The organism is Granulosicoccus sp. 3-233 (genome assembly GCF_052681095.1).
Window position 1 is genome coordinate 86,255 of sequence record NZ_JBQYLE010000014.1, and the last position, 26,431, is coordinate 112,685.

Annotated in this window: 24 protein-coding genes and 1 pseudogene; 8 read left to right on the plus strand and 17 right to left on the minus strand. The window is 55.7% G+C overall.

Annotated features, from left to right (window positions below; genetic code table 11):
• The first annotated feature begins 98 nt into the window (after window positions 1-98).
• From rraA to ACUNV4_RS26620, 3 genes are all read left to right on the plus strand, one after another.
• Window positions 99-590, plus strand: a complete 492-nt coding sequence (gene rraA, locus ACUNV4_RS26610) for a ribonuclease E activity regulator RraA (RefSeq protein WP_430881696.1) — start codon at window positions 99-101, stop codon at window positions 588-590.
• Between the two features lie 216 nt (window positions 591-806).
• Window positions 807-989, plus strand: a complete 183-nt coding sequence (locus tag ACUNV4_RS26615) for a PLD nuclease N-terminal domain-containing protein (RefSeq protein ID WP_430881697.1) — start codon at window positions 807-809, stop codon at window positions 987-989.
• A 173-nt stretch (window positions 990-1,162) separates the two neighbouring features.
• The gene (locus ACUNV4_RS26620) at window positions 1,163-3,055 is read left to right on the plus strand and encodes a sigma-54-dependent Fis family transcriptional regulator (RefSeq protein WP_430881698.1); all 1,893 of its coding nucleotides are present in this window, start codon (window positions 1,163-1,165) and stop codon (window positions 3,053-3,055) included.
• A 33-nt stretch (window positions 3,056-3,088) separates the two neighbouring features.
• Here the strand turns inward: ACUNV4_RS26620 and ACUNV4_RS26625 are convergent, their stop codons facing one another.
• A complete protein-coding gene (locus ACUNV4_RS26625; protein ID WP_430881699.1) occupies window positions 3,089-3,391 on the minus strand; it encodes a DUF1330 domain-containing protein in 303 nt (100 codons plus the stop codon).
• Between the two features lie 124 nt (window positions 3,392-3,515).
• Between ACUNV4_RS26625 and ACUNV4_RS26630 the strand changes: the two genes are divergently transcribed.
• Window positions 3,516-3,851, plus strand: coding sequence for a hypothetical protein (locus ACUNV4_RS26630; protein WP_430881736.1), 336 nt, complete (start codon window positions 3,516-3,518; stop codon window positions 3,849-3,851).
• 24 nt (window positions 3,852-3,875) lie between these two features.
• On the opposite strand, the pseudogene ACUNV4_RS26635 reads toward ACUNV4_RS26630, so the two are convergent.
• The 7 genes and pseudogenes from ACUNV4_RS26635 to ACUNV4_RS26665 all read right to left on the minus strand — a co-directional run.
• Window positions 3,876-4,370: pseudogene (locus ACUNV4_RS26635) on the minus strand (lipoyl protein ligase domain-containing protein); the annotation flags it as partial.
• On the minus strand, window positions 4,367-5,062 hold the full coding sequence (locus ACUNV4_RS26640) for a 2-oxo acid dehydrogenase subunit E2 (RefSeq protein ID WP_430881700.1): 696 nt from the start codon (window positions 5,060-5,062) through the stop codon (window positions 4,367-4,369). The pseudogene ACUNV4_RS26635 and the gene ACUNV4_RS26640, both read right to left, overlap by 4 nt.
• 20 nt (window positions 5,063-5,082) lie before the next feature.
• A complete protein-coding gene (locus tag ACUNV4_RS26645; protein ID WP_430881701.1) occupies window positions 5,083-5,316 on the minus strand; it encodes a biotin/lipoyl-containing protein in 234 nt (77 codons plus the stop codon).
• Between the two features lie 67 nt (window positions 5,317-5,383).
• Entirely contained in the window at window positions 5,384-6,403 is a 1,020-nt protein-coding gene (locus ACUNV4_RS26650; protein ID WP_430881702.1) for an alpha-ketoacid dehydrogenase subunit beta, read from the minus strand.
• 26 nt (window positions 6,404-6,429) lie between these two features.
• Window positions 6,430-7,422, minus strand: coding sequence for a thiamine pyrophosphate-dependent dehydrogenase E1 component subunit alpha (locus tag ACUNV4_RS26655; protein ID WP_430881703.1), 993 nt, complete (start codon window positions 7,420-7,422; stop codon window positions 6,430-6,432).
• Between the two features lie 150 nt (window positions 7,423-7,572).
• Window positions 7,573-8,421 carry an enoyl-CoA hydratase/isomerase family protein gene (locus tag ACUNV4_RS26660; protein ID WP_430881704.1) on the minus strand — a complete coding sequence of 283 codons (849 nt, stop codon included), beginning with the start codon at window positions 8,419-8,421 and terminating at the stop codon, window positions 7,573-7,575.
• A gap of 389 nt (window positions 8,422-8,810) precedes the next feature.
• The gene (locus ACUNV4_RS26665; protein ID WP_430881705.1) at window positions 8,811-9,593 is read right to left on the minus strand and encodes a CmcJ/NvfI family oxidoreductase; all 783 of its coding nucleotides are present in this window, start codon (window positions 9,591-9,593) and stop codon (window positions 8,811-8,813) included.
• Window positions 9,594-9,897: 304 nt separating this feature from the next.
• On the opposite strand from ACUNV4_RS26665, the gene ACUNV4_RS26670 reads away from it, so the two are divergent.
• Together ACUNV4_RS26670 and ACUNV4_RS26675 are read left to right on the plus strand one after the other, a co-directional pair.
• A complete protein-coding gene (locus ACUNV4_RS26670; protein ID WP_430881706.1) occupies window positions 9,898-10,806 on the plus strand; it encodes a LysR family transcriptional regulator in 909 nt (302 codons plus the stop codon).
• Window positions 10,807-10,974: 168 nt separating this feature from the next.
• The gene (locus ACUNV4_RS26675) at window positions 10,975-11,970 is read left to right on the plus strand and encodes a zinc-dependent alcohol dehydrogenase family protein (RefSeq protein ID WP_430881707.1); all 996 of its coding nucleotides are present in this window, start codon (window positions 10,975-10,977) and stop codon (window positions 11,968-11,970) included.
• A gap of 71 nt (window positions 11,971-12,041) precedes the next feature.
• On the opposite strand, the gene ACUNV4_RS26680 is transcribed toward ACUNV4_RS26675, so the two are convergent.
• The 4 genes from ACUNV4_RS26680 to aldA all read right to left on the minus strand — a co-directional run bounded on the left by ACUNV4_RS26680 (window position 12,042) and on the right by aldA (window position 17,762).
• Window positions 12,042-13,718 carry a GMC family oxidoreductase gene (locus ACUNV4_RS26680; RefSeq protein WP_430881708.1) on the minus strand — a complete coding sequence of 559 codons (1,677 nt, stop codon included), beginning with the start codon at window positions 13,716-13,718 and terminating at the stop codon, window positions 12,042-12,044.
• Between the two features lie 2 nt (window positions 13,719-13,720).
• On the minus strand, window positions 13,721-14,956 hold the full coding sequence (locus ACUNV4_RS26685; protein ID WP_430881709.1) for a mandelate racemase/muconate lactonizing enzyme family protein: 1,236 nt from the start codon (window positions 14,954-14,956) through the stop codon (window positions 13,721-13,723).
• The gene (locus ACUNV4_RS26690; protein ID WP_430881710.1) at window positions 14,956-16,239 is read right to left on the minus strand and encodes an MFS transporter; all 1,284 of its coding nucleotides are present in this window, start codon (window positions 16,237-16,239) and stop codon (window positions 14,956-14,958) included. Before ACUNV4_RS26690 ends, ACUNV4_RS26685 begins: the two co-directional genes overlap by 1 nt.
• A gap of 98 nt (window positions 16,240-16,337) precedes the next feature.
• Window positions 16,338-17,762, minus strand: coding sequence for an aldehyde dehydrogenase (aldA, locus tag ACUNV4_RS26695; protein WP_430881711.1), 1,425 nt, complete (start codon window positions 17,760-17,762; stop codon window positions 16,338-16,340).
• 301 nt (window positions 17,763-18,063) lie between these two features.
• Between aldA and ACUNV4_RS26700 the strand changes: the two genes are divergently transcribed.
• Entirely contained in the window at window positions 18,064-18,825 is a 762-nt protein-coding gene (locus ACUNV4_RS26700) for an IclR family transcriptional regulator (protein ID WP_430881712.1), read from the plus strand.
• 7 nt (window positions 18,826-18,832) lie between these two features.
• On the opposite strand, the gene ACUNV4_RS26705 is transcribed toward ACUNV4_RS26700, so the two are convergent.
• The 5 genes from ACUNV4_RS26705 to ACUNV4_RS26725 form a co-directional block, all read right to left on the minus strand.
• On the minus strand, window positions 18,833-19,813 hold the full coding sequence (locus ACUNV4_RS26705) for an ABC transporter ATP-binding protein (protein WP_430881713.1): 981 nt from the start codon (window positions 19,811-19,813) through the stop codon (window positions 18,833-18,835).
• Window positions 19,814-19,817: 4 nt separating this feature from the next.
• Window positions 19,818-20,642 (minus strand): carbohydrate ABC transporter permease, encoded by an 825-nt coding sequence (locus ACUNV4_RS26710; RefSeq protein ID WP_430881714.1) that lies wholly within the window; start codon window positions 20,640-20,642, stop codon window positions 19,818-19,820.
• Window positions 20,639-21,499: a carbohydrate ABC transporter permease gene (locus tag ACUNV4_RS26715; protein WP_430881715.1), complete on the minus strand. Its 861-nt coding sequence runs from the start codon at window positions 21,497-21,499 to the stop codon at window positions 20,639-20,641. Before ACUNV4_RS26715 ends, ACUNV4_RS26710 begins: the two co-directional genes overlap by 4 nt.
• 88 nt (window positions 21,500-21,587) lie before the next feature.
• A complete protein-coding gene (locus tag ACUNV4_RS26720; RefSeq protein WP_430881716.1) occupies window positions 21,588-22,877 on the minus strand; it encodes an ABC transporter substrate-binding protein in 1,290 nt (429 codons plus the stop codon).
• Between the two features lie 82 nt (window positions 22,878-22,959).
• Complete coding sequence (locus ACUNV4_RS26725) at window positions 22,960-25,272, minus strand: alpha-L-rhamnosidase (RefSeq protein WP_430881717.1); 2,313 nt, start codon at window positions 25,270-25,272, stop codon at window positions 22,960-22,962.
• Window positions 25,273-25,425: 153 nt separating this feature from the next.
• On the opposite strand from ACUNV4_RS26725, the gene ACUNV4_RS26730 reads away from it, so the two are divergent.
• Entirely contained in the window at window positions 25,426-26,424 is a 999-nt protein-coding gene (locus tag ACUNV4_RS26730; protein WP_430881718.1) for a LacI family DNA-binding transcriptional regulator, read from the plus strand.
• Window positions 26,425-26,431 lie beyond the last annotated feature (7 nt).

Genomic DNA, 26,431 nt, shown 5'->3' on the forward strand with positions numbered 1-26,431 from the left:
AGTACCAAAAGTACCCCCGGCACAGAGACAACGAGATGATAGAATCTGCGGTTTGCGCCCCGCCGAGTGGGCCTGGTATCCGTTTCAGAGAGCAAAACATGGCCGACTTCACCGCAGATTTTTGTGACACCTTCCCAGACAAGGTATCGGTTCTCGGTCCGGGCTACTCGAACTACGGTGGTGCCCCCGTGTGTCAGGGCGAAGTTGTCACCCTGCGGCTGGATCGCAACAACAGCGATCTCATCACACTATTGCGGGATGAGGACGGACACGGAAAAGTGGTGGTGGTGGATTCCGATCAGGCCTATTACGCGATCGTGGGCGAGAATCTGATGAAGTTCGCTCAGGCCAGCGGCTATGCGGGAATCATCGTCAACGGCTACATCAGAGATACGTTTCAGATCAAGGACATTCCCGTGGCATTGTACGCGCTGGGAACCTGCTCCAGAAAATACATTCCCGTGACTCAAGGCGAGCGTGACATTGCCGTGTCATTCGGCGGTGTCGAGTTCCGCCCGGGTGATCATGTCTACACCGACACCGATGGAGTCATCGTGACGGCTGAACCGTTGAGCCAAGGCTCGCTGTAGGCACTGACTTCCACTCCAGGCAACAGGCCTGGCGCGCGCGCTCCGGCGTGACCGGAAGGACGGCTCGGCGTCACCCGGTGGAGCTACACGCTACGGGTATTGTACGTTGCTCGATTCAATTGCTGTTGTGCATGTTCTTCAATGAGCATGCTGGCCGAGGGTTACAGACATAGACTTCTGCTCAGACAAATTGATCTGTAACAGCAGGAGAAAGACATGGAAATCGGATTTGGTGGCGGCATACTCGGCTTTATCATTTTCGTTCTGGATATCTACGCGATCATCAAGATCGTTGGCAGCACAGCGAGTACGTTGAAAAAACTCATCTGGGTTTTGATTGTTGTTTTCTTGCCGGTCGTCGGACTCATTGCGTGGTTCATTCTCGGTCCGAAGTCGTGAGCATTGCGGCTGATTGCCCGTCAGGTTCTGGCGGGCATTCAGTCGCGTTTGCCGGCCTGCCGTTCTGGCGGGTCTGTACCACTCTCCCGGTCGACCGCTTGCAATTCGGGGTATCGACTACGGTCCGTCAAACGGGTATTCTGGAGTGACGGCATGTACTGAATGAGGGGCGGATGGCATCCGAATTGCGGTCGAGCAAGTACCAGAAAGCCATTGCAGAATCCTGGGATCGCTGCAAGCACGACTTCAGTCTCGTGCAGGAGGCGATGTATCCCGTGATGCGTTTGCAGTCCACGGAGGTCACGCCCCGACTCGAAGCCATGGTTGACAAGATTGGCGGCCGTCGAGGTATCTTTCAGCGGTTGGCCGATATTGCCGGCCACGCAGGCCATTGTCTGGTCCTGTGCGATGCTGATCAGGTCGTCGTCCGCCTCGAGGCCCGTGACAAGGGTCATTCTCGTTTCGAGCGTCACGGAATTGCACTGGGCAGCTGCTGGAATGAGCGCATTGCGGGTACCAACGGTGTCGCCATGGCGATGACTCTGGGTGAGACCGTGACAGTCCGGGGCAATGAACACTTCTTTTCCAAACTGAATTCCTTTTCCTGTACCTCGGTACCGCTACTGGATGCCTGCAATCGCATGATTGGAGCTGTTTCATTGTCGACAATGGATAGTGGCAATGCAGCAGAATGCATTTTTTCGCAACAATTGCTCGAACAGGCGTCGAGGCGAGTACAGAATCTACTGTTCGAGCAACACTACAAGGATGCATTGATAGTTACCGTCAGCAGTCCAACCGGGACGGGATTGAGTGCCAGCGACACGCTCATCGCTCTTGATGATTCCGGTTGCATTCTGGGGGCCACTCGCGGCGCTGGGTTATTTCCTGGCGAAGGCCGGTTGGAAGTACTGACCGGTACCAGCATGGATACCATTGCCGGTCTGAGTATCGAGGACCTTGTGAGAACACCCGGGCAGGTTCATGACGTGCACCTTGACTCGGGAGACGTTCTGAATATCTCGGTGCGCGAACAGGTCGCCTGCTCCTCGTTCTCCACCGTATCGGGAAGCGGTCCGAAGCGTAGGAAACAGCGTGATTTCGGTCGGCGCAGACTCTCCCGCTCATTGCGAAATCTTGCTATCGGCAGTCGGGCAATGGCGGACTCACTTGAGCAGGTTCAGGTCTGTTTTGCCAACCGAATACCTCTGTTGATTGAAGGAGAATCCGGAACCGGCAAGACTCGACTGGTCACATCACTGCATGCGGATTTGGGGAATAGTCCGACTCAGTTGGTGAGGATGGATTGCACAGTGTTCGACGAGTCGGTGATGGATCGGTTGCAGACAGGTACATTCATGAACAAGGTATCGACTGTTGCTGAACAAGCGGACATCAACCGTTTGTCTGTGACGCTGTTGGTGGAGAACGTTGCCGATCTGCCAGCCAGTGGTCAGGCTCGTTTGAGAAACCTGCTCGAGACCCTGGAGTCCATGGAGCACGACGCCAGCGCCCGGCACAGTGCTCTGCCGATGAACGTGGTCGCGACGACTGATCACGATCTGCTTGCGGAGGTGGATGCCGGGCGCTTCAGAGAGGATCTTTACTATCTTCTGTGCGGTGCGCACTTCGTTCTACCCGCTTTGCGCAATCGAGAAGGGGTAGACACCTTGGCTTCAGCAATAGCAACTACACTTGCCGGCAATACAGTCGAGCTGACAAACGATGCCAGAGTGGCCATCCGGCATCATGACTGGCCCGGCAATGTCAGAGAACTACGCAACACACTGCGTCAATCACTAATTGCGGGTAACGGCGAGCGTATTTCGCTCTGCGACATCACGTTGCGCTCACATTCGGTCAACAGCGACGAGTCTGCCGCAGAGGGTGCTTCACGGCCGGCGCTGGTTTCATCTCCCTGTGATGAAAAGACAGCCATCATGGATGCTCTTGATAGTACTCACTGGAACGTGTCACGGGCAGCCAGAAAGCTGGGTATCGGTCGGGCCACCATTCATCGAAAGATGCTCAGACATGGAATAGTCAGACCCGACAAGGAGCGTTAGCGTCCCTGCCGAGGTCCGAACACTCCCTGGGAATCAGGCGAGATCGTCTTTTCCTTCGATAAGGAAATGATGACTTTCCGAGCCTTCCGTTCTGCTTTTGAAGTAAGGTGCGTAGTCTGGATCCCCAACGAACGCCTTGGCGGCTTCTGCCGAAGGCCATGCAATGATGATGCGCAATGCGGCGTCTTCGCCCTGACCTTCAAGGCGTTCGTGACTGACCGTACGCGCCAGATATTCTCCTCCGTGTTTGGCTATCAGAGCATTCACCGGAGCTATATAGCCCGGTATCCAGTCTTCATTGGTCGGTGTGACTGCAAGTACTGAATAGTGTGTCATTGTCTTTTCCTCATGATTTTCAGTGGTGGTCAGATCGCCTGTGCCTGATGCGGCTATCCCGGAATGGCATCAGGCACTGGGAATTCATTGATATGGGCCATGCTCATTCAAGCCGTATGCAATCGTGCTGTTCGTGCTGTTCGTGCTGTTCGTGCTGTTCGTGCTGTTCGTGCTGGTCGATACGTACCAGTTGATCTTTCTGCTCTGTTCAAGCGCCAATGACAGCCTCCGACACCCTGCGAGATCTGAGCGGCGTTGGGGTCAGATCTGTAGTAGTATGCTCCAGCAAAGCATCATGGTCGTTGATATGTCTCGTCAGGAGCTCTGCGAAAGAAACTTCACTCATTGGTCTTCCCGCAGCTTCCACCGTCGTGTGGGTGTGTTGGTGGACAGGGACGTCGAGTCCGAGATCCTGATGAAAGGCATTGATGGCCTGCACCACTTCCCTCACGTTTGCTGACTGCAGGATCAATGCATGTACAAGGATGCGGTGACCGCCTCCTGAGCGAGGCGGGCGCCAGCGCTGAGCAGTACCCACCAGCTTCTGACCACGGTGTACGATGTTGAACTCACCGTCGCAGAATGAACCGGGTACGGCTTGACATGTCGTCCGCATGCCCAGTTCCTCGAAGGCTCTCTGTAGCGGCATGCAGATTCGGCGATAGGCAGCATGAATCGAGGGCCGTGATGTGGGTGAAAATGCAAGACAGACATTGAGAATCCCCTGTCCTTGCGGCGTGGTCCCTCCCCCTGTGGCTCGGGATGCGACAGGCCAGCCTCTCTCCTTGCTCGCGTCGACGGCCTCCCCGAAGCCAGGTCGGGCTGCAAAGCTGGCGGGTACAACCAGAGACTGACTGGTCCGCCATACGAGTGACTGAGTGCCATGAGCGGCGTGAGGTGCAAGCAGCAAATCCATTTCTGCCTGCAAACCATCGCTGACATGATCGAAAATGCGAAGTGCTTGCGCAGCACCGTTCATGAGAGTGCCTCTATCGTGTTGCACAAGTCAGTCAGTATGTCACCTGCCGGCCCACCGTCGATTGCACGGTGATCGAACGTCAATGACAGGCCAACGTACGGTCGCAGTGTGATATTGCCGTCGCTATCGGATACAGGGCGTTCGGTCGAACAGCCTATGCCGAGTATTCCGATTTGCGGAGCATTGATGATCGGAGTGAAGTGTTCAACCCGTGTCAAACCCAGGTTGCTGACGGTAAAGGTCCCCGAGGTCATCTCGGTGACACTCAGCTTGTTTGACTGTGCACGGCTAACGAGATCACGACGTGCTTCTCGCAAGCTGGATGGGTCCATTTCATTGGCACCAAAGATGGCGGGGGCTACCAGGAGGTTGCCTGGCAGCGCGATGGCGACACACAAGTCAACTGATGAAGAGAGGTGAATTTCCTTGTCCTTTACAGTGCCATTGATGTCCGGATGACGCTGCAGAACCTGAACAACACAGTGATTGACGATATCCTCCACCGACAGCTTCACACCGTCGGCAGCCATACGTTGCTTGAATCCGAGCAGGCCACTGATATCGCAGCTTCCGTGATGTGTCAGCTGCGCTCCCTCTCGCAGACTGCTAGCCATCTTGTCCGCAATCATGGCTCTCACGCCACGCAGAGGCACGACCGTCCGGCTGTCGGTTGAGGCTGTAACTTGCTCCATTGTCGTCATCCCCCGCCGAACTAGTTGACAGTTCCGATGATGTCGCCCTTGGCCACCACATCATCTACCTGCTTCAGAATGCTGACCGTGCCACTGCTCGGCGCAAGGATTTCATACTGCACCTTGGCCGTCATCAGCTCCGCAACCAGAGAGCCGGCTTCAACCTGGGTACCATCATCAACCAGCCAGCTGGTGACGACAGCTTCTTCATCTTCTTCGTAAAGGTCCTTCGGGACCACGATATCCGTTGACATGTTTCACCTCATGAGTTCGATTCAAGTGACACGACGGCGCGTGTCGGAATGCAGTTGTAGGAGTGGCTCAGGCAGTCGCGATCTCACGATAGGCTGCAATGATCTTGTCGACATTCGGCAGGCAGAATTGCTCCATGCCGCGTTCGAAAGGAATCGGCACATCGGGAAATGCAACTCGACGCGGTGCAGCCTTGAGAACGGAGATGTCGTGTTCGGTTACCGATGCGATGATTTCTCCGGAAACACCGAAGCTGTGATAATCCTCATCGACCACAATGAGTCGTCCGGTCCTGGCGACAGATTCGCGAATGGTGTCGCGATCCAATGGAACCAGCGAGCGCAGATCCACAACCTCTGCCTCCACACCTTCCTCGGACAGTGTCTCGGCGGCCTTGAGTGCATGATGAACCCCCAGTCCCAGACTCACGATCGTGACATCGCGACCCTCGCGTGCGATGGCAGCCTTGCCGATTTCCACGGTGTAGCTTTCCTCCGGCGTCTTGACGGTCGCGCCGGGTTCGGTACCCAGCCAGCCCATACCCTGCAAGCGCTTGTGATACATGAAGACAACGGGGCTGTCGTCTCGTATTGCTGCGGTCATCAGCCCCTTGGCGTCATGGGCGTTGGATGGCGCAACGACCTTCATGCCCGGCAGGTGTGCAAAGGTGCCATAGAGGCATTGCGAATGCTGGCCGCCATCGGAGTAGCCTCCGCCAGTGGATGTCATCAGGACCATCGGTACCTTGAGAGATCCACCGGAAAAGTAGATGTTCTTGGCCATGAGGTTGTAGATGGCATCGAAACACACGCCGAAGAAGTCGACGAACATCAGTTCGACCACCGGGCGCATCCCGTCCTGGGCAGCACCGACGGCAGCGCCGATGAAGGCTGTTTCGGAAATGGGCGTATCACGTATTCGATCCTTGCCGAACTCCTCCAGCAGTCCACGGGTATTTCCGTAGACTCCTCCCAGTTCGCCGATATCTTCACCCATGACGAAGACTCGATCGTCAGTGCGCATCTCCTGTGCGACAGACTCCGCCATGGCTCGGGCTATCGTCAGTTTTCTATTGTTTGACTGTGTCATTGTTTCCTCCGATATATCCTGCTGGTTCAGTCCTGAGCAAAGACGGCTGTCAAGGCGTCTTCGGGGCGTGGATCAGCACTCTCCCTCGCGAATCTGATCGCTTGATCGATGCGCTCTTCGGCCTTTTTCTCGATGTCGCTCAACTGCTCATCCGAGGCGTCGCCATCCTCAAGCAGACGTTTTCGCATCCTTGGAATCGGATCGATTTCAAACAATGCATCCTTTTCTCCCTCTGGTCGGTAGCCTTCCGCATCGCCCATGAAGTGTCCGGCCAGGCGGAATGTTTCCACCTCTATCAGGCTGGGACCCTCACCGGCACGGGCTCGGGCAATTGCTTCACCGGCAACCTCATGAATTCGATAGGGATCATTGCCTTCCACGTAATGCCCCGGAATGCCATAAGAGGCTGCTCGTACATCATTGCGTGGTACCGATGTGGATGCCTCTTTCGAGACCGATATTCCCCAGGCATTGTCTTCAACAACGCAAACGAATGGTACGTTCCATACTGCTGCCAGATTGAGTGCTTCGTGGAAGGCTCCCTGGTTGGTAGCACCTTCACCAATGAATGCGACGGCAACACCGGGTTTGCCTTGCATCTTGCGTGATAATGCAGCTCCGACAGCAGGTCCAAGACCCTGACCGATGATGCCTGAGCAGGCGAAGTTGACGGCAGGGTCAAACAGGTGCATATGCCCCCCTCGACCACCGCTGAGGCCAGTGGCCTTGCCAAAGATCTCTGCCATCATTCGGTCGAGATCCACCCCTTTCGCGATAGCCTGATGATGTGGACGGTGAGTCGCGGTGACGATATCTTCTGCATCCAGGTGTGCACAGACGCCAACAGCTACGGGTTCCTGCCCATCGGACAGATGCATTTCTCCCGGAATGGTACCGTTGGCCATGTTGAATACCGGGGTTTTCCCTTCCATGTAGATCTTGGCTATCTGCTCCTCGCAACGGCGACTGAGCACCATTGTTTCGTACATCCACAGCTTCTGTTCAAGTGACGGCTGCATTGTTGATCCTCCTGTTTTCTGCCTGGGTGGTATCCCGGCATTGATCTGGTGTTGAAGTTGTAATCCGAATGACTGGCAGGCGACAACTGGAAAATTGCTGCCAGCTTCAAAGTGTCTCAACACGCTGTCGATGAGACACTTTTCCGCCTTTCAGTCGTTGATCTCCTGCACCTTGACAAGCATGTCTGGCCAGGTGCGCTGGTTGTCCATGTCAAATTGAGCTTCTTGCTCATCAGCCCATCGGAATCGTGTCAATGCCGATGTCTGACTGGTTGCCTGGTACAGCCAGTAGGCTTCAGCACGGAGTGCGTCTTCGATCGGGCGGTCGATCGACTCGAGAACAGCCTGTTTGGTCGCGTTGATGGAGGCCGATGGCCACAAGGCAATTCGCCTGGCCAGATCTTCGACGAATGGGCCGATCTCATCTGCGTCGAGAGCCCGGTTGATGGTGCCGTAGGCTTCAGCCTGATCGGCGTCGAAGTCACGCGCCCCCAGCACTATCTCCAGTGCACGACCCAGCCCGGTCTGACGTGCCATTCGGGAAGCGCCGCCGCCGCATGGCAGAATGCCCATGCCCACTTCCATCTGCATGAACATCGCCTTGCCGCGTGCCGCAAAACGCATGTCACAGGCAAGAGCAAACTCGTGACCGCCGCCACGTGCAAAGCCTTCGATCTTGGCAATGGTTGCCTGAGGCAGCTTGCTGATTCTCTCCAGTACCACCTGCAGATCCAGCAGCTCGACGTCATCGCGTGAGACGGCCTCGTGAGACATGTCTTTCAGGAAATTGGTATCGGCATGGGCCACGAAAATCTCCTCGTGTGCCGACTGAAAGACGACAACCTTGACCGAGGGATCACTCTCCAGCTGTTGTGCAAGTCTGTCCAGATCAGCCAGCATCGTCAGCCCCTGGATATTGACCGGTGGGAAGTCGAAAGTGACCCAGCCGATGCCGTTGTCAATCTGAACCTTGAATGTGGTGAAATTCGTGTATCCCATCTGAACAGTTCTCTCTCGTCATGTGCGTGGCACTGGGTGTACCTGTTTCGTGGTTACCGCAGTAGCCGTGTAAAGACAGAACTGGATTGCCTGCCCCGTGAGACAAACTGTATTTCTTCGTGCGATCAGGCAAAACCGGCTGCACCGATAATCAGTTTTCGTGTTTTGCGGGGTTTCAGAGGTGGGTGAAGGCAATGCTGCTTGACACAGGCACGCAGGATCGCAGGATCGCAGGATCGCAGGATCGCAGGATCGCAGGATCGCAGGATCGCAGGATAATACTGTCAGGGCGGCTGGCTTCGCCGCAAGTGCGTTCGTGAGTCTATTGCAGCGGCGAATGCATGATTCGCCGATGCTTGCCACTCACTTCGGGAACAGTGCTCGGAATCCTACTGATAGCGCACCAGTGTTCGACTTTCAATACTCTTGCGCACCGCCTTTTCACCGGACGCGCTGTCCATATCCAGCGCACTGTGTCCCAGGCAAGGACGACCGCGGTTGTCGTGAATGTTGAAGATCACCACCTCCTGCGGAGTCATCTTCGACAGGTAGAACCAGTCATGATCGTCATTTGCGGCGACTCCCAGTATCTGCCCTACACGATCGGGGTAGATCAACTCGATGTTCATCCAGTCCTCGGGTCTGACCGAAGACGGACGAATGAAGCCGAGTGGCGATGTTCTGATGGTTTGTTGAACGGGTCGCCAGACGTTGACGAAACCGTAGTGACCCTCCTGAAACTCGCTCGCTCGTTCTTCGCCGAGGATATCGATCAGCCTCTGCTGTGCCGCCGGCGCACTGTAATCGTTGTGTACATTGCGGGCAGGCTTGCGATCTGCATCGGGATCATCCACACGCACGGTGTGATCGAAAACGATGACCTCTTTCGCGGCAATTCGCTCGACCAACAACGCGCGCAATTCTTCCTCGTACACTGCCTGCCAGGCAGAACCGGTTTCGAAGTCCGTGATCTTGCTGATATGTCTGTCGAAGCGGATGCCGTCGCGGTTGAAGTCCATATTGGACGGCACATCGCGCAGATCCTGCACACTGACCTGAGTTGGCAGCAATGTCGGCGATACAAGCTTCCCGTAGACACCGTCGACATCGAATCTGAATGCCTGGGGTGTGTCACTTCTGACGTGATAATTGACCGTTGCGCTCTCTCTCATCAGTGTTACTCCCATCTCTGTCGGGGCAGCGAAGTCTATTCCCCGTTGTGATAGCGATAATCTATTGCAGATGGCTGCAGCGTAAAAGAGCGTTTGCGGCGATTCAGAATTCGTGTTTCATTGAAACTCCGGTACTGATGACAGAACTGGACAGAACTGGACAGAACGCGGTACGCCGGTGAAAACGTTCCCTGGTCACAGAGCCGTCAAATGGCCCGTTTGCTGCCAAGCGCGCACGGCTTGCCAACCGTGAATCGAACAGGACATACTGCGAGCGATTTTCATCACTGGAGTGCAACAGATCATGGACACTGAAGGTGTACAGCTTTTCGTCATGGCCGCTGACATGCTCAACATCAGCGCCGCCGGACGTCAGTTGGGTCTGGCTCCAGCTGTCGCCAGTGCACGGTTGTCGAAACTGGAAAAGCAGATAGGAGCCGACTTGCTGCACCGATCGACTCGCAAGATCTCCCTATCTCTGGAAGGTGCTGAATTTCTCCCCTATGCTCGCGAAATACTGGCCCAGGAGAATGCGGCGAGAGCCGCTCTCGGTCACGGCAATGCCGGGGTAAGCGGCACGCTGCGCTTTTCGGCATCGAGCACCTTTGCCCAGCTGTATATCGCACCCATCCTGCCCGAATTCCTCGATCGATATCCGGATGTGAATCTGGAGCTGAAGCTGTCCGATACCCAGATGAATCTGATAGAAGGAGGGTTCGACCTGGCGCTACGGAACTATGCCATCGAGGACAGCAGCCTGCGGGCCAGAAAGCTGGCCGATGACAAGCGCATTCTCTGTGCGTCTGTCGACTACCTGGCTCGCCACGGAACACCGAAGACTCCCGAGGACCTGGCAGAGCATCAATTGATGACGTTCATGAGCGGCACCTCGCGCAGGCTGTTGAAGGAGGGTGAAGAGTCTACACATACCTTTCCGCCGACCGGTGTCAAGAAGCGTGTGGTGTGTGATGACGGTGCCAGCATGAAAATAGCAACCACGGCAGGCGTCGGCATTGCGATGAATTCCATCTGGAGTGTGCACAAGGAGATCCAGGATGGCTTGTTGGTGCGCGTTTTACCGGAGTACGAAATAGAAGACCAGTCAGCGATATGGCTGGTTTACCCCAAGTCCAATGTGCTGACGGCCAAGGTACGTGTCTTCATCGATTTCCTGTTGGAGAAGATCGGTGACCCTCCCATCTGGCAGGATTGACTGCTCGTCCGGTCTGGCGGAAATCCGCGGGGCCCCGCAGATCATCCAATCGATTTCCCACATTCCATTGAATTTCGGAATACTGAATCCTCGAACCACCCGTTTTCCAAGGCCACGGCAGGCTCTATCGTTCACTGGTCAATAACTCAACCAGAGAGAGTATGTTTCATGAAAGCCATGGTTCTGAACGAATACGGTGAAGCGTCTGAATTTCGACCTGCCGAACTGGACAAACCGGTAGCAGGTGCTGGGCAAGTCCTGGTACGTATCGCTGCAAGCAGCGTCAACACTGTTGACACGATGATTCGGCAAATGGGCCAGGAAAATCTGCCGTTGTCGCCCGATCTGCCAGCGCTACTGGGCATGGACTTTGCCGGTACCGTTGAGGCCGTTGGCGACGGTGTGAGCGACTTTGCACCGGGTGATGAGGTTTACGGTTGTGCTGGCGGGCTGATAGGACTTCCGGGCGCACTGGCCGAATACATCGCTGCGGACGCCAGGCTGATCGCCCACAAACCCGAATCACTGTCCATGCGAGAAGCGGCAGCCATGCCACTGGTCGGTATCACCGCCCATGAAGGCCTGGTCAGAGCCGGCACACAAGCCGGGCAAAAGGTGCTGGTACACGGCGGTGCGGGAGGTGTCGGTCACCTGGCCGTGCAATTGGCCAAGCACATGGGTGCTGAAGTCTACACCACCATCACAGGGGACAAGCAATCGAAGATTGTTGCTGACTACGACGCAACTGCCATCGATTTCAAGACCGAAGAAGTGGCCGATTATGTGGCCAGACATACCGACGGTGCCGGGTTTGATGTGGTTTTCGATACCGTCGGTGGAGCCAATCTGTCAAATTCCTTCGCCGCGGCAGCATTGAACGGCAACGTCAGTACCACTGTTTCCCTGGTGGAGCTGGATCTGACACCGATTCACTTTCGCGGCCTGTCACTGCATGTTGTCTTCATGTTGATTCCCATGCTGCATGATCACAAGCGGGAAACGCACGGAGCCATCCTTGCCAGATTGGCAGAACTGGTTGATTCTGGCGCAATCACACCACTGCTTGACGAGCAACGATTCGAACTGGCGCAGGTTGGCGATGCCTATGCGCGTCTGACCAGTGGTCAGGCAATCGGCAAGGTGGTGGTCGAGATCACTGATTGAGGAGATCTGGCCAGGAGCGGAATCATGATGGTCACGTCATGGTTCCGCTCACAATCCAGTTGTTGTCAGTGCTAGCCTGCAATAGCCGTATCAACCCGGTCAGGCATATGTTCGCCAGTGGTTGCATGACTGGTCAAGCGGCTGTCTTCCAGAATCATTCTGGCGCCCTTCTCGGCAACCATCATCACGGGGGCATTGATATTGCCTGACGTGATATTGGGAAAGATGGAGGCATCAACGATCCTCAGCCCGGGTACTCCGTGAACCCGTAGCCGCTGGTCCACCACGGAGGTCTCGGGATCCGGTCCCATGGTGCAGGAGCCACACAGGTGGTATATGGAGCCCCCGTTTTCACGAAAATACTGCAGCATCTCTTCGTCGGTCTCCACTGTCGCCCCCGGGATGACCTCCTCTTCCGTGACTGACTGAAGCGATCGGGATTGCATGAACGTTCGAATCAGACGACTCCCCTGAATGACTTCATTGATATCCTTTTCGGTTGCCAGATAGTTCGGTCGAATCAGCGCTGCATCGGTCGCTGTAGCCGACGCCAGCTCGATGCTTCCACGGCTGGTCGGTCGGCAGGGATTGAAGGCAATCAGAAAGCCCGAATAGGGCTCTGGGACCAGATCTGCCTTGGGATCTACCGGTATCTGATACGACATCGGGTTGAAGTAAAGTTGAATATTGGGTTCTTTTTCGCTGTCATCACCCTTGAAGAAACCACCTGACTGGTTGACACTCATGGACAAGGCTCCCTTGCGGGTGAACAGGTATTGCAACGCCGCCTTTGCCTTGCCGGTCCATGATCGGAAATCGTCATTCAGGGTCGGGATATTGGCCCGGTAGTAGTAGCTCACGCAGAGATGATCCTGCAGGTTTTTTCCGACAGCCGGAAGATGTTTCTGCAGTGAAATTCCATGCTTGTCCAATTCCGCGCTATCGCCGATGCCGGACAGGAGCAGCAACTTGGGTGTGTCCACAGCGCCTGCCGATACGATCACTTCCACAGAGGCGGAAAACGATTCCATGCCACTCTCGGTACGCACCTGAACCCCCGTGACTCGACCACTGTCGTCGAACAACAGCTTCTCTGCCATCGCGTGACGCCGAATGTGAAGATTCCTGCGTTTCAGCGCCGGTTTCAGGTACGCAGAATTGCTGGAAGCCCGCTGCCCCTTGTCGATATTGGTTTCGTAGATGCCGGCCCCTTCGAACTCGCTACCGTTGAAGTCCTCGTTCAGCGGCATGCCCAGTTCTTCCGCTGCGTTCAGAAAGTGCTGGCAGATTGCATGAGCCCCCTCCTTCATGGGCGTGATACCGATCAGACCCTGGCTGGAGTGGTGATCATTGTCGCCAGACGGGTGTCGCTCCAGCATCTTGAAGAATGGCAACACCTCGCTGGAAGACCAGCCGTCGTTTCCGGCGGCGGCCCAATCGTCAAAGTCCGAATCCTGTCCACGCACATAGATCATGGCATTGATGGAACCGGAGCCACCTTGCACCTTGCCGCGCGGTGCATAGAGTTTGCGCCCGGCCATCCCCGCTTCAGGCTCGCTGTAGTACATGTAGTTGTACTGCGGATTGTAGTAAGTCTTGGCAAACCCCACCGGCAGTCTGATCCAGGGGGAGATATCCCTGCCACCCGCCTCCAGCAGCAATACCGAATGCTCACCGCTCTCGCTCAGGCGATGGGCGAGAATGCAACCGGCAGATCCTGCGCCGACCACAATGTAGTCATATTGCATGTCTAGCGCTCCGGGGGCTCTTTCCAGCTGCTGGAAGATTGCCTCTGGTAGTCGTACGGCCTGGGGTCCATGATCAGGTGCAGGGTCTTGCCGGTGTAGGGAGAGTGTGCCTTGACGACATCCATGTTCAGTTCGACGCCCAGACCGGGTTTGTTCGAAGGAATGATGTAACCGTCTTTCCATTCGATCTTTTCCTGCAGAACCTCTGCATGGAAACCATCCCAGGTACCGATGCTTTCCTGAATCAGAAAGTTTGGTGTGGCGGCAGCCAGCTGGATACTGGCAGCTGCGCCAACCGGCCCATTATACAAGTGCGGTGCAATCTGGGCGTAATAGGCCTCGGCGATGCTGGCAATCTTCTTGCCCTCGAGGATACCCCCTACCCGGCCAAGATTCATCTGCAGGATGGCCGCAGCACCATGCTTCAATACATCATGGAACTCGTACTTGGTCGTCAATCGTTCACCGGTGGCAACCGGGATGCTGGTGTGCTGTGCCACCCTTGACATGGCTTCGTTTTGCCCGGGAGGGACCGGCTCTTCAAACCACATGGGGTCATAGGGCTCGAGTCTCTTTGCCAGACGTATGGCCGAGGCCGGGGTCATCTGTCCATGGGTACCGAACAGCAGATCGCAGCTGTTACCCACGGCTTCACGGATGCGGCGACAGAAGGTGGCACTCTTGTCCATGTCTTCCAGCGACAGCATATGCCCTGAATAGGCCGTATACGGACCCGCCGGGTCGAATTTCAGTGCGGTGAAGCCGGCTTCCTTGTTCTCGAGCGCACATTCGACGGCCAGTTCGACGTTGTTGTAATCGTGATTACCATTCTTGTCCTTCGGGTAGAGATAGGTGTAGGAACGCAGTCTGTCGTTCACCTTGCCACCTATCAGCTCATGTACCGGCTTGCCTGCAGCCTTGCCGATGATGTCCCAGCAGGCCATCTCCAGGCCACTGACAATCCCCATCATGGTCAGGTCGGGACGCTGCGTGAATCCACTGGAATAGGCTTCACGAAAGAATCGTTCGACATGATGAGGATCACGCCCTTGCAGACAGCGTTCGAAGACGTCGCTGATTGCCGGGCCCATGACCTTGGGGTGGAAGGTGGCCGCGTAGACTTCACCGACACCTTCAATGCCGCAATCGGTCCGCAGGGAAACAAAGATCCAGTACATGCCGCCAATGTGTGGCGGCGGTGTGGCTACGATATGAGTGTCACAGGATACGACTTTCATCATTTTGCCTTGTTGTGTGCTGTCATTGATTTCAACTTCAGGACCGCCAGTGTACCGATTGCACCCATGACGGCAATGTAGCCGAAATAGAGGTGATAGACGGTAACCCCTTCATGGCGTGCTGCGATGAAACCGTTGATCTGAGGGAGGAAAATGTCGGGTGTATAGGCAATCAGCGAAATGACGCCAATGGCAAGACCCGTAACGTGAAGCGGTATGTCGCAATCGTCGAGGATAGCCCAGTAAAGCCCCCGAATCGCATAGGTCAATACACCTATCAGCAACACGATGGCGAGTACGAAGTATATGGTATTGAGCTGTGGGAACAGGATCATGATGACCAATCCCAGCGTGGAACCTGCCAGGGCAATCGCCAGGATATTCTCCTTGCCATACTTGTCACCGAGAAATCCACCACCGATCCCGCCGATAGGCCGCATCCACAATTTGGCTACGGTGACGAAGCCGGCTGTGACCGCTGTCATGCCATGTCCCTCCTGCAGGAATGCAGAGAAGGAATACGTCGCCCAGAACAGCTGGTAGCCACAGAATATGACCAGGGCAACAATCCACATCTCGGGAATGGACATCAGGAACTTCAGATCCTGCAGAAGATTGCCTTTGCGCTTCTGCGTCACTTCGGCAGACTTTTCGCTGCGAACAAACAGGAAGGTCAGGACTCCGATGGCGATGCAGGTAAAGGAATACATATGAATTACCTGCTGCAATGCGACGGCATTACTGTCACCTTTGGTCTCGATGGCATAGGCAAAGATCGCAATGGCAATCGAGGCCAGAATGGCTTCGACAAACCCGCGACCACCGTCGAGGATGCCAAAGAACTTGCCCTGCTCGTTCTTGTGAGCCAGCATCTTCACGCCCTTGAGCATCGACGCCCAGAACGTCAGGCCCGCAGCGATGCCCCATGCCATGAAAATATAGACCAGAACGTCTCTGGATGGAATGGTGGCGAACCACAAGCCGAGTACGCCGGTGCCCACCATGGATATTGAAACCAGCAAGCGTGGTGAAAGTTTGTCCGCCAGCCAGCCGCTGGGCAGATAGCACAGAAAATACATCACGCCCAGCATGGAGTAGTAGTTGCCAAGATCACTGCTGCTTATCTGGAACGCCTCGAGAATCGGTGTCTCGAAATTCTGACGTAGATAGAGCAATGGGTAGATGGCTCCAGCGGCAAGCAATAGCAGCGAGAACTGGAAATATCGTTTCAGGTTCGTTCGTTTATCGTCAACCGGAATGACCTGGTCTATTGTCGCCGCCATCTTTACTTCTCCTTTATAAGCACATTTCTGTTTGGGTTTGGGGTACTACACGGTTGACGTCTGCCTCACATTCTGCAAGGCAGACCCCTGTCGGGCATTCAGTAATTCAACACGACCAGTCGCGTCTGGGTGTAATCGAGCATGCCGTGCTTGCCGTCATCGCCGCCCAGACCGGAGCGTTTCCAACCTGCGTGATATCCCTGATAGGGGTCGGCAGGCGTGCGATTGACATAGACTTCACCGGCTTCGATGTTGTTGGCCAGCTTCATCGCGGTACGGTAGTTTTCGGTGTATACCACTGAAGCAAGTCCGAACTGGTGGTCATTGGCCAGGCGCAAGGCTTCGTCTGCATCGCTGTACTTGAGCACGGGAAGAACCGGCCCGAATATCTCTTCCTGAACGATTTCCATGTCCTGGCGGCACTCCGTCAGCATGGTGGGTGGATAGAAGTAGCCAGGGCCTTCGGGAATGAAGCCGCCCATCTCCAGTCTGGCTCCATCATCGATGGCGCGCTCCACCATCTGGTGTATGTTCAGGCGAGAGCTTTCATTGATGAGCGGACCCATGTCACTCGGTTCGATACTGCGATCACCATAACGGCGTTCTTCCATATGAGTCCGCAACAGTTTGACGAAGGGCTCATAGACTGCTTCATGCACATAGACGCGTTCGATGGCCGTGCAGAGCTGACCACAGTTGGTTGTCTTGGACGCCGCAATCTCCCTGGCTGCCTTTTCCAGGTCGGCGTCGGCTTCCACGATGGCCGGACTCTTGCCACCGAGTTCCAGCGACGACTTGGATATGTTGACCTGCGAATATTCCAGTACCTTTCGACCAGCACCGACGCTGCCAGTCAGTGTGATCATGCCTACGGCCGGATGAGTGCAGACACGCTCGGCAATGGCGTGGTCCATGGTCAGGATGTTGACCACGCCTGCCGGCAGGCCTGACTCGAGTACTGCCTGGGCAATTTCAAATGCAGAACCCGGTGTGTTGTTGCTGGGCCGAACCACGACGGTGTTGCCGGTGATCAGCGCCGGTGCGATCTTTCGCAGAAGCGTATAGACAGGATAGTTGAACGGGATCAGGCAGGCGATGACACCGATGGGTTCACGCTGAAGCAACAGACTTTCTGACGGGGTGTCGCTGGGAATCACCTCGCCTTCGATGCGACGTGCCCATTCCGCATGGTAGCGAGTGATGTCTCCGGCATAGACAGCTTCATTGCATGCATCTTCCAGGCTCTTGCCGGATTCGTTGGCCAGTGCCAGGCCAATGGCATCCTTGCGTGCAACGAGTGCATCCGCCAGACGATGCATGTACGCCGCACGCTCTATGCTCGTCAGCTCGCGCCATCGCTTCTGCGCCTCTGCCGCGGCTTCAACGGCCTCGATGGCCTCTTCGGCGGTAGCCAGTTGCACTTGCCCCACCAGCTCTTCAGTCGCGGGGCTGTAGACGGACAGAGTTTCTGCCGTGTTGGATTGCTTGAACTCGTTACAGACAAAGTTCTTGTCGATACGCATGACAGACTCCTCAGAATTGATGGCGGCATCCTAGGGAGTTGAAAAAGGGCTGTCAATAAATAATTTCACATGTAATAATTTATTTCCATATATGGAATTAAATTGGTGAATGGAACAAGGCAATGCCCATGAAACCGCTAGGTATACTGCAGCCATGGATAAGTCAGACGTGTGGCGGTGTGTGGAATCATGCACGTAATGGCTCTGTATCAACCCTTGGCAGTCATAAGCGTGTCTGCTCCCCGGCTGTGTCACGGTTCGATACCTGATAGCCGGTTTTTCCCCGTATGGAAAATTTGTGATGGAACCAAAAACCAGATCCAAAGCCCCAGCAGTTGACAGCACCGTACTGATTCTGGATTTGCTCGCCACGTCCACTTATCCGATGACTCTGTCGGAGATTTGCGAACAGACCGGCATTGCAGTTGCCAGCGGGCACCGCCTCATCAAGGCGCTGCTCGATCATCAGCTGGTCGCCCTGGACCCCAGTCGCAAGAAGTCCTACTGCGTTGGCTCACGAATATTTCAGATAGCGTCGACCATCTATAACAGGCAGAATCTCATCCCCTATTTCTACCCGATAGCGGAGATCCTGAAAAACGAGATACACAAACCCATCTTCCTTTGCGTGCCCATCGGCAACAGGGTGGTCGTGGTTTCCAAGGTCGAGTATTCGGCGAACAGTGCCTTCAATATCCACATCGGACTGACCATGCCGATGCACCAGTCGGCATCTGGCAAGGCTATTCTGTCCATGCGCTCCGAGGCGTTCAGGCGAGACTATTACAGCAGTGAAGAGTGTGAAGACCTGAAAAGCAAACGCGTTCTGGACGCGAATCAGGAGGACATCAGCAGAGCCAAGAGGCTCGGCTATGCGGTGACCCAGGGCGAAATCGATAGCCACATCAGTTGCATTGCCGCGCCGATACTGAACCAGCGCAACGAGCCCGTAGCCGCCATCAGTGCCGCGATCAACGGCGAGTCACTCGATACACAAACAGCGAGAAACTACGCCAAGTATCTGGTGCAGTCGGTACGACAGCTGTCCTCCCGAATCATCTGATTCTGGTTCAGATATCGAATCGGTGCTCGCATCCCGCTATGGGGCTGGCATGAAGGGTTGCCCCGAGCTCATATTCGATCTGACCATCGGTGCGGACAATCATTTCCCCCAGGCCATCGACGTCGAGATGCAGCGTGGTATCCGCCCCCAGGCGCTCGATATGCCGGATGCGACCGGTCCACATCCCGTCACTTCCCAGGGTGATGTGTTCGGGTCGTATACCGTAGGTGGTACATCCCATCTGGCGAGCAACATCCCCCGTGTACAGATTCATTTTCGGACTTCCGATGAACCCCGCGACGAACGGTGTAGCCGGTGAATTGTAGAGTTCCATGGGGGTGCCCGTCTGTTCGATATGCCCGTCATGCAGAACCACGATCTTGTCAGCCATGGTCATCGCCTCGACCTGGTCATGGGTGACATAAATCATGGTCGCACCCAGTCGGGCATGCAAGTCCGTCAGCTCGATGCGCATTTTACTGCGCAGGGCGGCATCGAGGTTCGATAGGGGTTCATCAAAGAGAAACACCTTCGGGTCGCGCACGATAGCTCGTCCTATGGCGACACGCTGGCGTTGACCACCGGACAATGCCTTGGGCTTGCGATCGAGCAAGGCGGTCAGTTGCAGGGTCTCTGCTACAGCATCGACTCTGGCCTTGATCTCGGATTTCGCCATTTTGGTCAGACTCAGCCCGAAGCCGACATTCTCGCGAACCGTAAGATGGGGGTAAAGGGCATAACTCTGAAATACCATGGCAACGCCCCTGTCCACCGGTTCAAGAGGCGCAACATTCTTCTCGTCGATGAAGATCTCACCGGATGTCTCCTCTTCCAATCCGGCTATGATGCGCAACAAGGTCGATTTTCCACAACCTGAGGGACCTACGAACACACAGAATTCGCCACTTTCCACACTCAGGTCGACGCCCTTGATGACGTCGATTGCAGCGAAACTCTTGACCAGGTTCTTCAGCTCTACTCGGGCCATCGATTTATCCTTTCACAGCGCCGGCGGTCATGCCGGCGACAATCTGTCGGTTGAAGAAGATGAACACCACCAGTGGTGGGATGGTGACCAGCAGGATGTTCATGAAAAGCAGATTCATCTGGCTGACGAACTGCGATTGAAAGTTGTAGAGCGTCAGCTGTACGGTGACGTTGTCGCGACCTGGCAGATAATAGAGGGGATGCGTGAAATCGTTGAAAATGGAGATCGATTGCACGACGATGACCGTAACAGTGACAGGCTTGAGTAATGGCATGATGACCTTGAAGAAGATCTGCAATGGGCTGGCACCATCGATTCGAGCAGCCTCGTCCAGGTCGCGCGGTATGGTGCCGATGAACTGGCTGAAGAGCAGAATGGAAAAACCCAGACCATAGGCACACTGGATCAGGATCATTCCATAAATGGTCTTGAACAGGTTCAGCTGCTGCAGTACCCAGATTGTCGGTACAACCGCCGGCGGTATCATCAGTCCCGCCAGCACAAAGGCCATGATGACCTTGTTCCATGGCGAGCGGCGACGGTTGAGAATATAGCCAACCATCGCTCCGAAAATCACCAGCATGGTGACGGCAAAAACCGTGATGAGCGTGGAATTCCAGTAGGCGAGCAACAGGATGTAATCCCCCGTTTTCAGCACCTCCTTGAAGTTTTGCCAGAACTGCCACTGCTCCGGCCAGCTGAAATCCATGGACGCGGCATCAGCCGGTGATTTCACTGCCGTCAGGAAGATGAAGAGAAATGGCACCACGAAGATGAACAGCGCCCCGGCAAGTGACGCGACTCCAATCAGATATTGACGAGTTTTCAAAGGTCGACCTCCCGACGGTTGAAGAACCAGACCAGTGGCAGAATGATCAGCGAGATGAGAAGAAACAGAATGACGTTACCGGCTGTTGATAGTCCGAAGAAACCGGCCTGATACTGCTTGTAGATGATGCTGGCCAGCACGTCCGAACTGAACCCCGGTCCGCCCCGAGTCATGGCCCAGATCAGGTCGAACAGTCGCATCCCGCCAATCAACGACAGAATGACGACAGTCACGGTAGCCGGACGCACCAGGGGGACGGTCACTCGCCAGAACTGTTGCAGGCGAGTTGCGCCGTCCATCCGAGCGGCTTCGTAGTATTCCGGGCTGATCGAGGCCAGTCCGGCAATGAAGATCAGGGTGGCCAGGCCGACGCCGCGCCAGACATCCACCAGCGATACCGACAGAAGAGCCAGCTGGGGGTCCGTCAACCAGCCCGGTCCGGCGATGCCAACGACGTCGAGCGCCATGTTGATCGCGCCCTTTGTCGGGTGCATGAGTTCCGTAAAGGCAAGGCCCACACCTATCGTGGACACCAGTACGGGAAAGAAGACAACCGTGCGCAGAAAGCTCTGTGCCCAGATTCCCGAAGTCAGCAGCACGGCAAGCAACAGGCCGATAACAGTCTTCATGCTCGACGTGATGCCGGCGAACAGGAGTGTGTTCAGCATGCCTTCCACCAGGAACGGTTCCGAGAAGAACTGTTGGAAATTCTCGAAGCCGATGAACGTCAGATCGAACAGATCCCAACGGGTCAAAGCGAAATAGAAGGATGTCAGAGTCGGAACAACGAAGAAGACGGTGAAAATCACACCGGCTGGTGCAACGAACCAATATGGATAGGGAGTCTTGCGTCTCATGATCGGCAAAAGCTCGGGTCAGGAGGAATCAGGACCCACCCGTGAGGTGCACGAGTGGGCACGTGAGGATTGCGTGAAAAGCTGATCGCTACCAGTTTTCCAGTCCCAACTGTCTGGCCTGTTTCATGACATCCTGGTCGTAGAGCGCTGCGCCTTCTTCAGCAGTGTTGATACCGCTGCCAACGGCTACCGTTATCTGTTCCAGAGAGGGGCCCTTGACTGGTGAGAGGTATTCCAGCGCCGGCCAGGTGCGTCCATCTTCCTGGAAATAGGCCGACATGTCGGCAATGGCAGGAGGAATATCTGCGGGCAGCTCACAGCCCTGCGTCACATGTGGTCCGGCTGCGCCAATGGCTTCGATAATGGTCTCGCACCCTTCCACCGAACCGACAAAATCGAAGAAGTCTCTGACGATATCGGCATGTTCAGTGCTTTTCGGAGAGTACAGTGCCGCAGGCATCCACACGGTCAGTCCGTTCTTGTCGGCGTGATCTCCAGGTTGGGCGAAAAAACCGATGTCTTGCAGTTGATCGGTATTGTTCTGCTGGATAGCGCTGATCGAATGAGTCAACATCGGGTAATGAACAGCCTCTCCAGAGGCCACCATTGCCAGGCCGTCAGCATACGTGGCCGCACCGAAATCCTCATTGAAGTAGCCTGCGGCATGAGCTTCCTGCAGATGCTCGAAACCACGCATGGCGGCGGGTGTCGTGGAAAATTTCGCTTCGTTTGCCGTGAATGCCTTGTGCCAGTCGGGGCTTTCAGCCTGCACATTGAAATAATCCGAGAGGACGAACAGTTGTGATGTCCAGGTATCGCGATACGTCTGGGCGATTGGCGCCTGATCGGTCTCCTCGGCAATGCGCTTGTTGTTTTCCATGAAGGCATCCCAGGTCATCGGAATTTCTAGACCCAGTTTTTCATAGGTCGGGATGTGATAGAGGATGCCTCCGCCCATTGCCGCGGCCATCGGCACTCCGTAGATTCCACCTTCAGGGCCGGTCACAGCCTGCTTGAAACTGTCGAGCGTGACCTCCATCGCTGGAAGGTCGCTGATTTCCAGCAGGGTGCGGTTCGGTCGCAATGCCTGAAGAAGTGATCCAGAGTTGTAGTTGAAGATATCTTCCATTTCACCTGTCGCCAGCCTGGTCTTGATCAGGTTGTCTCCTTCTGCACCACCCGGCCGACTTTCCAGTCGGAAGGTTACATCAGGATGCATTGCCGTATACGCCGACATCAGTGCTTCCATGGTCTTGACATATTGCGGGGAACTGTCGGTAAGAACCGTCAATTCCTGTGCCTGGACCCCGTGTGCCATTGCAGCGCAGATTGCCAGGGCAGCCGTGGCCGCACTTGTGGATCGGTTGATGGTGGTCATCTGTTCTCCTCCCAGAGAGTTGGTATTGAAGGTGCCGATGGTGGATCGGCGGTATGAATGAAGTAGTGGTATCCGTTGGATTTCAGGCAAGCTCGAATGTGATCGTATGCGCTCCTGAGGCTATGCTCAGACCTTCCTCTGGCAGGTCGACGTCTACACCGTCCAGCGTAAAGCCGCTCTGACCATGGCGGCGGATCAACATGCCTTCGCAACCGTCCGGCAGATCGATGTCATACGTCACTTTATGGTTGTTCAGGGACCAGGCCGCACTGATCCGACCATGGCGGCACTCGTGCCACATGGAAACCTGGCCAAGTCTGTCAAGGATGTGTGGAGACAGCGTGACTCTGTTGAACCCGGGCCCATCGGCACGGGGTTTGACTCCGGCGACATCCTCGAACAACCATTGGCATACAGCGCCGTAGGAATAGTGGTTGTAACTGTTCATTTCCGGATCGTAGATCTCGCCGTCGGGGCTGATGGCGTCCCAGCGCTCCCAGATGGTGGTGGCCCCCTGCTCCACCTGATAGAGCCAGCCGGGTACCTCGCGGTTCAGGAACAGCTGCTGCGCCTCGGCTGTCAAGTTCAGTCTTGACAGGGCTGGCAGGAGAGCTGGAGTGCCGATGAACCCGGTACCGATCAATCCGTCGGCGTCTTCGATGACCTTGGCAAAACAGGATCGTGCAGCTTCCAGCTTGTCAGCGGGGATCAGATCACACATCGTTGCGAGTGCGTACGATGTCATGTCGTTATGAGCAAGCCGTCCGGATGGTGCGATGTATTCGTAGGCGAATGCGTCGCGGATACGGGCTGCCCGCTCGCGGAGTTCGCTGGAGTCCTCGCCTATTGTCTCCGCTATGACGGCGGTCAGGTCGGTCGAGAGATAGTGGTACAGAGTGGCCGCGCAGTCGGCCGCAATGGTCGGGCGTGGCAATCGATTGTCTCCGACTGGCTGTAGCCAATCTCCGAACGTGAATCCCGGCTCCTCTCGTCTGGCGCGTGTCTTGACGATCGGACCATTTCCGAGTGACCAGACATAATCCAGCCAGCGTCGCATTGCCGGGTAGCAATCGCGTAGCACAGCGGTATCTCCATAGTGCAGATAATGCTGCCATGGCATCACGGTGATCACGTCGCCCCAGCCGGTGGATCCGGCCCAGCCTTCGCCGAGCTGATCCGGGTGCAATCGTGTGGGATCAGGTGAAAAGTGAGGGATCGCGCCATCGACACGCTGGTCGTGCATGACATCACGCAAGTACTTGAGGAAGAACCGTTCACAATCGGCCAGCCAGCAGGCAGTGCCAGCAAACACCTGAGCATCGCCGGTCCACCCGAGTCGTTCATCACGCTGAGGACAGTCAGTTGGAATCTCGATGAAATTGCCGCGTTGTGACCAGATCGTGTTCTCGACCAGTTGGTTGACCGCATGAATATCACAGGTAAAACCACCGCACTGTTCCGGCACCGATGTCACTGGTACAGCCAGCACGTCGGATACCTTCGCTTCTCCATCAACGGTGATTCGAGCATAGCGAAACCCCATGAAGGTAAAGTGAGGCGCATAGCGTTGTTCGTCATCACCGGACAGGGTGTAACGGCATTCTGCCCGGGCGGAACGATAGTTGCGGTTGTCGAATCGGCCTTCGCCATCCAGGACTTCGCTGTGTTCGACCCGAATGACTGCCCCGGCAGCGCCACGAGTTCGAAAACTCACCCAGCCTGCGATGTTCTGACCAAAGTCATAGAGACGACTACCATCGGCTTCCCAGATTCTGATGGGAGCCAGTGGCGCCATGGTTTTCACCGGTGCTGTTTCGTGCGGTACCAGACTGGCAGTGTTGAATGGCAAAGCCTCTACCTGTTGATCGGCAATCAGGTTCGCGAGTCGTGCATCGAAGTCCTCGCCATGGTAGATGCCGGAGGCGGTAATCGGTAGCAAACCGCTTCGCCAGCTATTGTCGGTCTTGGCAATCAGGGTGTCGCCGACCTCGATCTCCGCGATCGCAGCTATCCGGTCTCCCCAGCAGTTGAAGATCGCTTGTCTGTCCCACAGCATCTGACTGCGAAACCAGCCATCGCCCAGCCAGATATCGATGCGATTGTCGCCCTCGACCAGAAGGCCGGTCAGATCGTAGCTCTGGTAGGCGATACGATCATCGTAACAGGTCCACCCTGGCGTCAGCTCGTCGTCTCCCACACGCTTTCCATTCAAGTAAGCGCGGTACAGACCCATGGCAGAGACATGAAGTCGTGCCGACCCGGTAGCACGAAAGGTCGTGGACACGAAGCTTGCACGGCTGCCCTGGCCGGCGTCGGCCAGAGGCGCAATCATCTGCGCTTGCCAGTTGCGGCTGATTTCCCGGTAGGCCACGGGACTTGTCTGTTCACTATCCAACACCATCTCCGCTGATTGCTCCTGGTTGATCAAGTGTGTAGAACGTTCTACGTATATCGTTGCACAGTTGTCTTTCCTGTACAATCTTTTTTTCATCCATGGCGTCCCATACCCGAACTTTGGCCGGACGTGATCTGTTCGACAGGAACCTCCATGTCAGTCCGAAAACCGACAATTCGCACTGTGGCCGCCGATGCCGGGGTCAGTGTTTCAGCGGTCTCCAAGGTGTTGCGAAACGCCTATGGCGTCAGTGACTCGCTGAGAAACCGCGTAGAGGTGTCGATAGAAAAGCTGGGCTACCGCCCCAACACGGCAGCACGCGGAATGCGCGGGCAGAGTTATGCCATTGGCGTGCTACTGGTGGAATTCTCGAATCCCTTTCTTCCAACCGTTGTGGATGGCATCGGCAAGACTCTGGGCGCTTCGCAATACAAGCCGTTTCTGGGTGTCGGGCGAAGACGGGAGGAAATCGAAGGTCCGACCATCGAAACGATGATCGACATGTCAATGGATGGATTGATTCTGGTTGCGCCGAGCCTCTCTCGAGAACGAATCACTCACTATTCCCGGCAGATACCGCTGGTGGCCATTGGTCACCATGATGCGGAAGCCACCAGCTTCGACACGGTAAACAGCGACGATCATGCGGGCGGCAGACTGGCTACCCAGGCACTTGTGGACAGCGGTTATCGCCGCATCGAGATGCTGACCTTGCCACGCGACGCCACCAAGCCGCACAATGTGCAATCACGCCGGGAAAGTGGCTATCTTGACATCATGAAGGCGGCTGGCCTGCCAGCATCCATCATCCGGATGAAGTCTGCAACCGGTCCTTCCGAGCAGGATCTGATCGCCTACCTTGACAGGCCCGAACTGCCTGAGGCCGTGTTCTGCTGGTCGGATCTTCATGCCATCCCGCTCATCAACATTGCTCGCATGCAAGGCTTGCGCGTACCGGAAGATCTGGCCATTGTCGGTTACGACAATTCACCGGTGGCGGAGATGCCCTTGATCAGTCTGAGCAGCGTCGATCAGGATGGTTCAGGCCTTGGCGCACTGGCTGCGGAGACCATTCTGTCACGACTGGAGGGGCGGACTGAAGCTCGGCACGATGTCATCTCGCCGAAACTGATTAACCGGGTCAGTAGCTGAAGCCGCT

What these genes read in the sequence shown, in the direction of transcription:
- ACUNV4_RS26690 (WP_430881710.1), bottom strand. Translation starts at nt 16,239, where the DNA reads ATGGCGGCGACAATAGACCAGGTCATTCCGGTTGACGATAAACGAACG.
- ACUNV4_RS26715 (WP_430881715.1), bottom strand. Translation starts at nt 21,499, where the DNA reads ATGAGACGCAAGACTCCCTATCCATATTGGTTCGTTGCACCAGCCGGT.
- ACUNV4_RS26670 (WP_430881706.1), top strand. Translation starts at nt 9,898, where the DNA reads ATGGACACTGAAGGTGTACAGCTTTTCGTCATGGCCGCTGACATGCTC.
- ACUNV4_RS26665 (WP_430881705.1), bottom strand. Translation starts at nt 9,593, where the DNA reads ATGAGAGAGAGCGCAACGGTCAATTATCACGTCAGAAGTGACACACCC.
- ACUNV4_RS26640 (WP_430881700.1), bottom strand. Translation starts at nt 5,062, where the DNA reads ATGGAGCAAGTTACAGCCTCAACCGACAGCCGGACGGTCGTGCCTCTG.
- rraA (WP_430881696.1), top strand. Translation starts at nt 99, where the DNA reads ATGGCCGACTTCACCGCAGATTTTTGTGACACCTTCCCAGACAAGGTA.
- ACUNV4_RS26620 (WP_430881698.1), top strand. Translation starts at nt 1,163, where the DNA reads ATGGCATCCGAATTGCGGTCGAGCAAGTACCAGAAAGCCATTGCAGAA.
- ACUNV4_RS26675 (WP_430881707.1), top strand. Translation starts at nt 10,975, where the DNA reads ATGAAAGCCATGGTTCTGAACGAATACGGTGAAGCGTCTGAATTTCGA.
- ACUNV4_RS26615 (WP_430881697.1), top strand. Translation starts at nt 807, where the DNA reads ATGGAAATCGGATTTGGTGGCGGCATACTCGGCTTTATCATTTTCGTT.
- ACUNV4_RS26720 (WP_430881716.1), bottom strand. Translation starts at nt 22,877, where the DNA reads ATGACCACCATCAACCGATCCACAAGTGCGGCCACGGCTGCCCTGGCA.
- ACUNV4_RS26645 (WP_430881701.1), bottom strand. Translation starts at nt 5,316, where the DNA reads ATGTCAACGGATATCGTGGTCCCGAAGGACCTTTACGAAGAAGATGAA.
- ACUNV4_RS26730 (WP_430881718.1), top strand. Translation starts at nt 25,426, where the DNA reads ATGTCAGTCCGAAAACCGACAATTCGCACTGTGGCCGCCGATGCCGGG.
- ACUNV4_RS26685 (WP_430881709.1), bottom strand. Translation starts at nt 14,956, where the DNA reads ATGAAAGTCGTATCCTGTGACACTCATATCGTAGCCACACCGCCGCCA.
- ACUNV4_RS26655 (WP_430881703.1), bottom strand. Translation starts at nt 7,422, where the DNA reads ATGCAGCCGTCACTTGAACAGAAGCTGTGGATGTACGAAACAATGGTG.
- ACUNV4_RS26700 (WP_430881712.1), top strand. Translation starts at nt 18,064, where the DNA reads ATGGAACCAAAAACCAGATCCAAAGCCCCAGCAGTTGACAGCACCGTA.
- ACUNV4_RS26680 (WP_430881708.1), bottom strand. Translation starts at nt 13,718, where the DNA reads ATGCAATATGACTACATTGTGGTCGGCGCAGGATCTGCCGGTTGCATT.
- ACUNV4_RS26625 (WP_430881699.1), bottom strand. Translation starts at nt 3,391, where the DNA reads ATGACACACTATTCAGTACTTGCAGTCACACCGACCAATGAAGACTGG.
- ACUNV4_RS26705 (WP_430881713.1), bottom strand. Translation starts at nt 19,813, where the DNA reads ATGGCCCGAGTAGAGCTGAAGAACCTGGTCAAGAGTTTCGCTGCAATC.
- ACUNV4_RS26650 (WP_430881702.1), bottom strand. Translation starts at nt 6,403, where the DNA reads ATGACACAGTCAAACAATAGAAAACTGACGATAGCCCGAGCCATGGCG.
- ACUNV4_RS26660 (WP_430881704.1), bottom strand. Translation starts at nt 8,421, where the DNA reads ATGGGATACACGAATTTCACCACATTCAAGGTTCAGATTGACAACGGC.
- aldA (WP_430881711.1), bottom strand. Translation starts at nt 17,762, where the DNA reads ATGCGTATCGACAAGAACTTTGTCTGTAACGAGTTCAAGCAATCCAAC.